10 protein-coding genes and 1 pseudogene (1 of these 11 cut by a window edge) are annotated in these 9,591 nt (G+C 31.8%); 7 read left to right on the top strand and 4 right to left on the bottom strand.

Annotated elements, in window-relative coordinates:
• From A3H37_03920 to A3H37_03895, 6 genes and pseudogenes are all read left to right on the top strand, one after another.
• A pseudogene (locus tag A3H37_03920) lies at positions 1 to 294 on the top strand (hypothetical protein) (it extends 243 nt beyond the left edge of the window).
• A 176-nt stretch (positions 295 to 470) separates the two neighbouring features.
• A complete protein-coding gene (locus A3H37_03915; GenBank protein OGL49090.1) occupies positions 471 to 1,409 on the top strand; it encodes an MFS transporter in 939 nt (312 codons plus the stop codon).
• Between the two features lies 1 nt (position 1,410).
• Positions 1,411 to 2,190: a hypothetical protein gene (locus A3H37_03910; GenBank protein OGL49089.1), complete on the top strand. Its 780-nt coding sequence runs from the start codon at positions 1,411 to 1,413 to the stop codon at positions 2,188 to 2,190.
• A 13-nt stretch (positions 2,191 to 2,203) separates the two neighbouring features.
• Positions 2,204 to 3,562 (top strand): hypothetical protein, encoded by a 1,359-nt coding sequence (locus tag A3H37_03905; GenBank protein OGL49088.1) that lies wholly within the window; start codon positions 2,204 to 2,206, stop codon positions 3,560 to 3,562.
• Entirely contained in the window at positions 3,559 to 4,905 is a 1,347-nt protein-coding gene (locus A3H37_03900; GenBank protein OGL49087.1) for a hypothetical protein, read from the top strand. Before A3H37_03905 ends, A3H37_03900 begins: the two co-directional genes overlap by 4 nt.
• 269 nt (positions 4,906 to 5,174) lie before the next feature.
• Positions 5,175 to 5,435 carry a hypothetical protein gene (locus tag A3H37_03895; protein OGL49160.1) on the top strand — a complete coding sequence of 87 codons (261 nt, stop codon included), beginning with the start codon at positions 5,175 to 5,177 and terminating at the stop codon, positions 5,433 to 5,435.
• A gap of 11 nt (positions 5,436 to 5,446) precedes the next feature.
• On the opposite strand, the gene A3H37_03890 is transcribed toward A3H37_03895, so the two are convergent.
• Both A3H37_03890 and A3H37_03885 read right to left on the bottom strand, forming a co-directional pair.
• Positions 5,447 to 5,914, bottom strand: coding sequence for a hypothetical protein (locus A3H37_03890; protein ID OGL49086.1), 468 nt, complete (start codon positions 5,912 to 5,914; stop codon positions 5,447 to 5,449).
• A gap of 419 nt (positions 5,915 to 6,333) precedes the next feature.
• Positions 6,334 to 8,154 carry a hypothetical protein gene (locus tag A3H37_03885; protein OGL49085.1) on the bottom strand — a complete coding sequence of 607 codons (1,821 nt, stop codon included), beginning with the start codon at positions 8,152 to 8,154 and terminating at the stop codon, positions 6,334 to 6,336.
• A 219-nt stretch (positions 8,155 to 8,373) separates the two neighbouring features.
• On the opposite strand from A3H37_03885, the gene A3H37_03880 reads away from it, so the two are divergent.
• Entirely contained in the window at positions 8,374 to 9,021 is a 648-nt protein-coding gene (locus A3H37_03880) for a hypothetical protein (protein OGL49084.1), read from the top strand.
• A gap of 3 nt (positions 9,022 to 9,024) precedes the next feature.
• Here the strand turns inward: A3H37_03880 and A3H37_03875 are convergent, their stop codons facing one another.
• Positions 9,025 to 9,249 (bottom strand): hypothetical protein, encoded by a 225-nt coding sequence (locus tag A3H37_03875; protein OGL49083.1) that lies wholly within the window; start codon positions 9,247 to 9,249, stop codon positions 9,025 to 9,027.
• Positions 9,230 to 9,589 carry a hypothetical protein gene (locus A3H37_03870; GenBank protein ID OGL49082.1) on the bottom strand — a complete coding sequence of 120 codons (360 nt, stop codon included), beginning with the start codon at positions 9,587 to 9,589 and terminating at the stop codon, positions 9,230 to 9,232. The genes A3H37_03875 and A3H37_03870 overlap by 20 nt, the downstream gene beginning before the upstream one ends.
• Positions 9,590 to 9,591: the final 2 nt, after the last annotated feature.

Here is a 9,591-nt window from a genome sequence, read left to right as displayed (position 1 = left end):
GAAGAAATGAAAATTCTCCCTAACACAAAAAACATTTTTAAACAGGCACTGGATGATGTTCATAGAAGCGGAAGAAAGGTAATTGAAACTACTGATTTATTAATGGCTATTTTTCAAGATACTCATGCAATGTCTGCAAAGATACTAAGGAGTTTGGGAGTGGAGCCAAGCATTCTGGTTGAAAAAATTACACACAGGGTCAGAACCCGTGAGGAAAAGGGTGAGGAATTCAAGAAAAAATATGAACTTCCTCCTATTATTGGAAGAGAGGCAGAAATCAGCTGGTATCAGTGATAAATCAAAAAAATTATCAGAGTTTTTAAATCCATTGCCATTTATACAAATGATTTTGGATTTTTATTTTCCCATAGAATTTTTCATTGCAACTGATAAAAGTAGCATTATTAAATTTATGCATGATTATGCTTAGATGGATTTTGTGAAAAAATAAGTTTCTGAGAGACAGAACAATGATAGAAGTAGAAAATCTAACAAAATATTATAAAGGTATTAGAGCCGTAGAAGGCATTACTTTTAATGTGAGCAAAGGTGAAATAGTAGGATTCTTGGGTCCTAACGGAGCAGGCAAAACCACAACAATGAGAATTATTGCATGTTTTATTCCTGCAACTAAAGGAACAGCAAGAGTCGCTGGATTTGATGTATTTAAAGACTCCTTTGAAGTTAAAAAACGCATCGGATATTTACCTGAAACCCCCCCGTTATATAAGGAGATGACGGTTACTTCTTTTTTAGAATTTGTAGCAAAACTGCGTGGTGTCGAAGGGAAAAGAATTAAGTATAGGATTGATTATGCCTTAGAAAAGTGTGGTATTTCTGATGTGAAAAACCGCCTTATAGGAAATCTGTCAAAAGGTTATAAGCAAAGAGTAGGAATTGCTCAGGCCATTATCCATGACCCAGAGGTTCTGATTTTAGATGAACCTACTATTGGACTTGACCCAAAGCAGATAGCTGAAATAAGACACTTGATAAAGGAGCTCGGAGGAGAGCATACAGTTATTTTAAGCACACATATCCTTCCAGAAGTTACTATGACATGCCAGAGAGTAATAATAATAAACGAAGGGAAAATAGTAGCAATAGATTCTTATGAGAGCCTTTCAGGAAATTTAAGAAAATCGGAAAAAACCTTTATCAAGCTTTCAAAAATTGATGAGGATATTTTCAAAAAACTTGAGATGATTAAAGGATTAACTCATATAAACAGAGAAAATTTGTCTGAGAACTCTTTGATTGTTGAAAGTGAAGTAGGTGTTGATACAAGGGAAGAGATAGCAAGCATCTGCGTTAAAAATAATTATGGTCTTCTTGAAATGAGGCCTGTTGTTATGAGTTTGGAGGACATATTCTTAAAACTCACTACTGAGGAAAAAGGAGTTAATTGAGTTGAGGAAGTTTTTGGCAATACTTCAAAGGGATTTGAAAAGTTATTTTACTTCTCCAATAGCCTATGTAGTAATAGCTATTTTCTTGGTTATAAGCGGATTCATGTTTTTTAATTTGTTATCTGCCTTTAATTATAGACTAATGCAGCTTCTTCAATTTAAAATGCAGATGCCAGGAATTGAATTAACAATAAATCTGAATGACTGGATTCTTAATCCCCTATTCAATAATTTGGGAGTAACTCTTCTCTTGATGATACCATCTTTGACCATGAAACTTTTTGCAGAAGAGAAGAAAACAGGAACTTTCGAACTTATAATGACATCTCCTGTAACAATATTACAGATAATTATGGGTAAATTTTTTGCCTGTCTATCTCTTTTGGTTATTATGCTCTTGTTCACTGTACAGTATCCTCTGATTCTTTATATATACGGTACTCCAGATCTTGGGCCTGTGTATATTTCTTATATAGGGCTGTTATTGATGGGTGCTACTTTTATTTCAATAGGGCTTTTTGCATCAGCATTAACAGAAAATCAGATAATCGCAGCTATTGTAAGCTTTGGAACTCTTCTGACCCTCTGGCTTATTAGCTGGCTGGGAAATAATGTTGGAGGAAGGTGGGGAGAAATAATATCTTATTTTTCTCTTTTTGAGCATGTCAATGATTTTATTAAAGGTGTATTTGACACAAAAGATATTATTTTTTATCTTAGCTCTACTTTCTGTGGCTTGTTTTTAACATTTCAGGTTATAGAATCTCAAAGATGGAAATAAATTAGTTAATTTTATGAGTGATTTTATAAAAAACTTGAAATATGGAGCAAATGCTCTTGTATTGAGCATAACCATATTATCTATTATAATTATTTTAAATTTTTTTAGCTCCCAGTATCATTTCCGTTGGGATTTTACAAAATCAGAAAAATACTCTCTCTCAGAGCAGACCAAAAAGGTTCTAAGTAATTTGAGCAATGATATAAATATAATATGTTTTTTCCAGGAGGAAGCTGAAGGAAAAGACTCATTAAAAGATATGTTAAGGGAATATTCTTATTCATCAGGGAAAATTAAATACGAATTTATTGATCCTGATAAGAATCCCAAAGTTGCAAAAAGATATAATATATCTGAATATAATACTGTACTTATTGAAAGTAATGGTCAGGTTAACAGGATAAAAGGAACCTCGGAGCAGGATATTACAAATGCAATTATAAGGATTAAAAGAAAAACAAAAAAGATAATCTGTTTTGTTGAAGGCCATGGAGAGAAAGATATTGATGCCTCAGCAGGGAGAAAAGATAGCTACAGCATTTTAAAGGATTTTCTGGTAAAACAAAATTATGAGGCAAGGAAAATCTCATTGCTTGCTCTACCATCAGTGCCTGATGACTGTTCTGTTATTGTTGTAAGTGGCCCCAAAAAAGAATTTTTTCCAAAAGAGAAAGAATCCTTAAATAATTACTTTCTAAAAGGAGGGAGAGCATTTTTACTGCTTGACCCTGATTCAAGCGAAGATTTAGTTGAATTTTTAAAAGAGTTTGGAGTGAAAATGGAGAGAGATTTTATCGTTGACAAGACATCGCAGGTTTTTGGAGGAGATATTTTTGTCCCTGTTGCAAATACTTATGGTAATCATGAAATAACTAAAAATTTTCACTATCCAACATTCTATCCTCTGGCAAGGACTATTTCTTCAGGAATTGAGAAAGGACAAGAAAATTTGACATTTACTCCATTAGCGATGACAAGCGGTAACAGTTGGGCAAAAAAGAATTCCAGTGAAAAGATAGAATTTAATCCCAAGGAAGATTTGCAGGGTCCGCTTGTCATAGGATGCGTGGTTACAAAATCGTTTACAGGGAATGGTGAAAAAGATACAAGAATTGTAATATTTGGAGATTCAGATTTTATATCAAATGCTTATTTTAATCTTTCAGGAAACGGAGATTTGTTTCTTAATTCAATAAACTGGCTTGCTGAAGAAAAAGATTTGATTTCCATTCGGCCAAAAACAAAAGATTTTAGTAGTGTGCAGCTAACTAAGCAGACAGGATATTTTATTTTCTATTTTTCAGTTATTATTTTACCCTCTTTGGTTTTGATTTTAGGAGGGGTCATATGGATTAGAAGAAGAAAATTATGAAGCACAAGTGGACTTTTTTTCCAGTTGTTTTTCTTGGAATTTTAATTCTTTTTCTGTATTTATCTGAGAGAGCAGAAGAAAAGAAGAAAGAGGAAGATTTAAGGGCTAGAAAGGTTTTCTCCTTTAATCAGGGGAAAATCGATAGAATAACAATAAAGTCAGATAAAGGCGCAATCTCTCTTTCAAAAGGAAAAGATGAATTATGGAATCTGGTTGAGCCTGTTAACGCAAAAGCTGATTTTGAGGTTGTGTCAGGGATTATTTACAAACTTGATGAAATCTATTTTACAAAATCTTTTAATGTTTCTCCAAAGGAATTTTCTATTTACGGACTTTCCCCTCGAAAAACTGAAGTTACTGTATCAGAAGGAGAGAAAAATTTTTCTTTCATCTTAGGTGTAGAAACTCCTACAGCAAATTTTGTATATATAAAAAAGGGAAATGAAAACAGAGTCCTTTTGGTTGAAAGCGGGCTTGTGCGCATTATTTCAAGAGATGTTTTTGAGCTTCGTGATAAAACTGTTATAAAATTTGACCGCCGGGAGATAAGTAAGCTTGAATTGATATATCCTGATAAATCGTTTGCCGTTTTTAGGGGTGATAGCCAAAACTGGCAAATGGATAAGCCAATTAAAGCTAAAGCAGGGATTGAAGAAGTAAATGAAATCTTTGACTTGCTTCTTGCCCTTCGTGTTCAGAAATTTGAAGAGGGAAAAAAATTAAACAATAAATATTATGGCTTTGACAAACCCATTCTCAAGGTTTTATTGGGTTATAATAATGAAAAATCTGAGACTCTGATTTTTGGAAAAAACGAAGAGGGGGTTTTTGTTCAACTGGAAACAGGTAATGAGGTTTATGCAATTAGCGGCGAACTTCTTAATAAGATGCCAAAAGGTAGCTTTGATTTAAGGAATAAAAAAATAGCTCCGTTGATTAGAGATGAGATTAAATCTATTGTGCTCAGTTCAAAAGATAAAACCATAGAGATTGAGAAAGATGTAAAGGATAAGTGGATTGTTTCAAGTCCTTTAAAAGCTAAAGGAAATGCAGTAGAGATTGAAACCCTTATAATTGCAATTCTTAACACAACGTTTCTTGAGTTTATTGACAACCCTCCAAAGTCTCTTTCTTCTATAGGGCTTGAACCTCCAGAAATAGAAGTTATCTTAAATGGGAGGGATAAAAAACACCTAATAAAAATTAAAATAGGAATTTTAGATAAAAATAGATATTTATGTTATGCAGTTAATGATTTAGAAAATCAAATTGGAATGATTGATTACACATTTGTTAGAGATTACCTGAATTTAAATTTGGAAAAATTCAAAATAAGAAATTAGATAATTTTAAGTTAAATGGCTAAATAAATAGCTCCAAGAAAAAGCTTATGTCAGAAGAAAATGAAAAAGAACCGGGATTTAAAGTAACTGATAAAAGATTTTCTTCCAGAATTTCTCAAGAAGTGGAGCAAAATGGAAGGACTGATATTAATAAAAACAAAGTATCAGAAACTGAACACAGAGAAGATAAAAAGAAAACCTTTAGAGAAAAACTATTTGGAAGAAAAAAGTCAGACCCTTTTCTTAAGAGCGATGTTACAGAAGAAAATATAGATAAAGAATTTTCTCCATCTGAAATAGATTTTTCTTCTTTTATCCTGTCTTTAGGCACACAGACTATGATGCATCTTGGAGAAGTTCCGGACCCTATTACTCAAGAAAAAGAGAAAAACTTAGACTTAGCAAAACAGACCATTGATATAATTGGAATGCTTCACGAAAAGACTAAGAATAACCTAACAATACATGAGGAACAGCTATTAGAAAACCTTCTCTATGAGCTTAGAATGAAATATGTAAAGGGAAGCTAAATAATTTCTTACTAATCATCGTCGTCGTCGTCATCATCATCGTCGTCGTCATCATCATCGTCATCATCGTCATCATCGTCATCATCGCAACAGGATTTTCCAGGGGGACTTACAGATATCTTACTATCTCCAAAATTTTGATGCTTAGCATCTTTTTTTACTAAGTTAACAGTTATCGAATTTGGAGTTGCGCTGCAATAACCTGCTGGATCAGTTTCAGTAACCACATATGTCCCTGCAGAAAGGCCTGTAAATGAGTAGTCACCAGTAGAGTTAGTCAAGGTAACGATAGGACCCGGGGTTAATGTTATAGTAACCCCACCTATTCCATGCCCCTTTCCTAAATTTTTATGGCCCTTACAGTGCTTATCATCAAAAACCCTTCCACTAATTTTAAGTGTCCCAGCGCTCTCTATAATACTGAATGATGAAAAGAAAAATAATGATAAGCTAATAATTGTGATTAATTTGTATCTCATACTAAATCTCCTATAAGAAAAAGAGGTTTAATCTTTAAAAAAACTATACCGATTTCTCTATATAATGTCAACCGAGGAAAAGAAAAATAACGATTTTTCAAATCTCCTCAAATAGGCTTTATTATAAGCAAAAACTATACCAACTTTTCTTTTAGATTGCAATAAATAAATTAACTAACAGATTTTATTGACAAAAATATATCAAAAAGATTTTTCTCTCCTCGGGCTCCAGTTGATAAATCTTTCTCTTTCCCTAAAAAAATGTCCAAAAAACCAACAGTTTTTTTTAAACAAATGCTTATTGTTAAAAAATAAACCTATAAATCAATAGGTTAATCAATAAATAAAACTGTTCAATTTTTAGACATTTTTTATTTTTAAGTCTTGTTTTAATCCAATAGATAGAATGAAATGAAAAACTACTTAACAACCATAAGGTTCATTTTCTTAAGGTAACTTTGGTCTATATGTTTTTGCAGCAGCAGCTCCAAATTTTTGCGGTTGATAAGCTCTAATGGTTTTTCCTTACTGAATTCTATTGATTCATTAGTAAAATCTGATAAGGCAATTAATATCCCCTTTTGAGCTGACTCATGAATGAGTATTCCAAAGAGTTCTCTGACTTCTCTGACCTCTACAAAACTTGAATAAGTATGATTCCTTGCAAATATGATATATTTCCCCTTTAAAATTGGCTGATAATAGTAAGCAGTTATGTAAATTCCTCTCTGCTCAATTTTCTTGCAGTCCCAGATTGCTAAACCTAAATTTTCCAGAAAAACTTTTATAAGATTTTCATATTCTTGTTCAAATAAATTTTCAATATTTAACCCCAAACTTTCTTCAAATTGTTCTATCTTGTTTTCACCAATACCGTATTTTTGTTCATCTATTTCTTTGTGAGAAATTACCTTCCTTGGCTTGTAGTTGTCATCTGTTTGATAATAGACACTGAATATTTCAAAAGCATTATTCACATCAAAGTTCTTCCTGACTATTTTCTGAACCTCTTTTCTTGGCGCTTCGAGGCTTAAAATACATCCCTTTAAAGGATGGCCATATTTATCAATGAAATTACTTATGAACTCAACTCTTACAATATCAATGAAATTTTCTATTATTTTTGCATCAAAAATTTTATAAACAATTGTCATAGCTTCAGATAAGGTTTGATTTCTGTAATCCAAGCCAATTTCTCTTACAGAAATCTTTTCTTTTGAGATGTAATGAGTAGGCTCAATTTCCATTTTTAATGTTAAAATATTTCTATTTTCCCAGTAAATAATTTCAGTAAGCGGGAATTCGGACTGAAAATATTTTACTATAGCAGATGCTTCTCCTTTTTTTAACGCATTTTCAATTTCCCTTTCTTTCAGGCTTCTAAACTCCATTTCACCGCCGTAGATATCTTTTCCAGGAACAATTTCTGTGGTTCTTATATTGTCATCAAGTCTTTTGTTCTTTAGAATTTTCAAGATCAGGAAAATTAAGCCTACAGTTCCTGCTATAAGGAGAATACCTTTTATAACATTAATCGCTATTTGATTGCTCTTGTTCTTTTCTTTCCATTCCGCTAATGACTTTTTTAATTCCCTTTCCCTTAAAGCTTCGAGTAGCTTTAATTCTCCCTGATATATACTTCCCCACTTTATTGGTTTTGCATTTACATCAGTATCCTCATTATTGTCGAGGAACAAGGTTTCTTTTATGTCAATTTTATATCTTTCATCCCAGAAAAATCTTCTCAAAATTAAATAGTTTTCCCTAATCTTTTGTCCGGGTTTCAGATAGACATCATATTCTGCTTGTTCGGTTTTACTGCTAAGGAAATTGTTTACTGAAACTCCTCTTTCAATATAATAGCTTATTAAAAGCTTCTTTTTTGATTTGTTGACTATTTCATAAGTTATCTCAATTACTCCTTCTTTTTTATTTTCTTCAATGATATCAAGCTCTCTGCTTTCTTTTATTATGTTCCAGCATTTTTCTGACTTTTCTTTTGCTATCTTAGCAAAGGGCTTATCTTTATAGTTTAACATAACTGTAAGATAACAGGATCTTGCTTCTGAGTACCTTCCGTCATTAAAAACCTTTTCAGCATAATTGAAATAGAATTCTCCTAAGTAATCAGGATAAATTTCATCACTGCGTAATAATTTAATATCAAAAGAAAAGACAAGAAACAGAAGAGTCAGAAAAATTAAAAATGCTTTTTTTTTGAATAATTGTTTTATTTTCATAATAATAAAAACTTTTGTTATTGAAATTTTATTTTATGGGATATATCTTTTTGTTGATTGGTTAAATATTTAACTAATCATTCAGTCGGTTATTAATGTTTTATCTTAATAGCAATTCAGTATATGAATTTTGAAAAGATATAGTTTTAACAATATTGGATTTTTTCTTTTCTTTGTCAATTGGAAACTGATAAGTTTGGAATTATTTCTTTAGCCAATATGGTAAAAATTTTTTTTAGCCTTTTAGTTTACTTATTTTGGTTTGTTCCTTGTGTGCTTCTTTGTTTTATAATTTTCAGGGTTTTTAATAGAACTCAAATTAGAGGGAAAGAAAATATTCCTAAAAAAGGCGGAATGCTGATTATGGCAAACCATGTTTCTGCTTTGGATTCATTTTTAATTGGACCTATATTTTTCCCAAGGATGGCATTTTTTCCGGCAAAGATAGAGCTTTTTAAGAATCCTTTGCTGTCAATTATGTACAAAGGATGGGGTGCTTTTCCTGTACTTAGGGGAAGATATAATGTAGCTGTTATGAAAAAAATAGTCGAATTATCTCAGGATAATATTGTTATAATACATCCTGAGGGGACAAGGAGTAGAGATGGAGAGATTGGTCAGGGATCAAAAGGTGTAGGAAAAATAATTTATGAAACCAACGCACCAGTTATTCCTCTCTGCGCTAATGGTATGGAAAAATTTTTGCCTGTTCATAAACGATTTCCATCTTTTTTTAAATTGATAATCGTTAATATAGGGAAACCAATGAACTTTAGCCATTATAAAAATCTAGAACCAACTAAAGAAACTTATAAAATGATAGTTGATGAATTAATTGAGGAGCTAAAGAAACTAAAAACAAGATAAATATCAGGTTTTGATTCCTGTTCTTACACAGAGCCAGCCTATAAAAAACCAGAAACCTCCAATAACTGCAGCTATCATTGGAGGAGCCATAGCTCCACCTACTCCAATTTTCCCGAATAAAAGCAAGGATATGCTTGTAAATATTATTCCAATAACCTGAAGACCTCTTCCGATAAAATATATCAATTTTGGAATAGAATTACTCTTTTTATATTTGCTCAAGATCATTCTCGCTCATTCCAAAGTAATGGCCTATTTCGTGAATTACAACCTTACTTATTATATCCTTAAGCTTTTCTTTTTCCTGATTTAAGGCTTCAATAGGTTTTTTAAAGATAGTTATTTTATCTGGAAGTACATTGCAATAATTAGAATCTCTTTTTGTAATAGGTATACCTTGGTACAAACCTAAAAGACTTTTTTTAGATTTTAAATTTAGATGTGACAGAATCTCATAGGATGGTTCATCTTCTATTACTACTGCCAAGTTCTCAATTCTTTTTTTAAATCTTTTAGGCAGGTTTAAGATAGTTTCTTCAACAATCCTTTCAAACTCCTCCGTTGTCATAT

It is taken from the genome of Candidatus Schekmanbacteria bacterium RIFCSPLOWO2_02_FULL_38_14, from assembly GCA_001790855.1.
In the GTDB taxonomy this organism is placed as follows: domain Bacteria; phylum Schekmanbacteria; class GWA2-38-11; order GWA2-38-11; family GWA2-38-11; genus 2-02-FULL-38-14-A.
The sequence above is the reverse complement of the archived record's forward strand: the minus strand, read 5'-3'. Positions and strand labels throughout refer to the sequence as shown.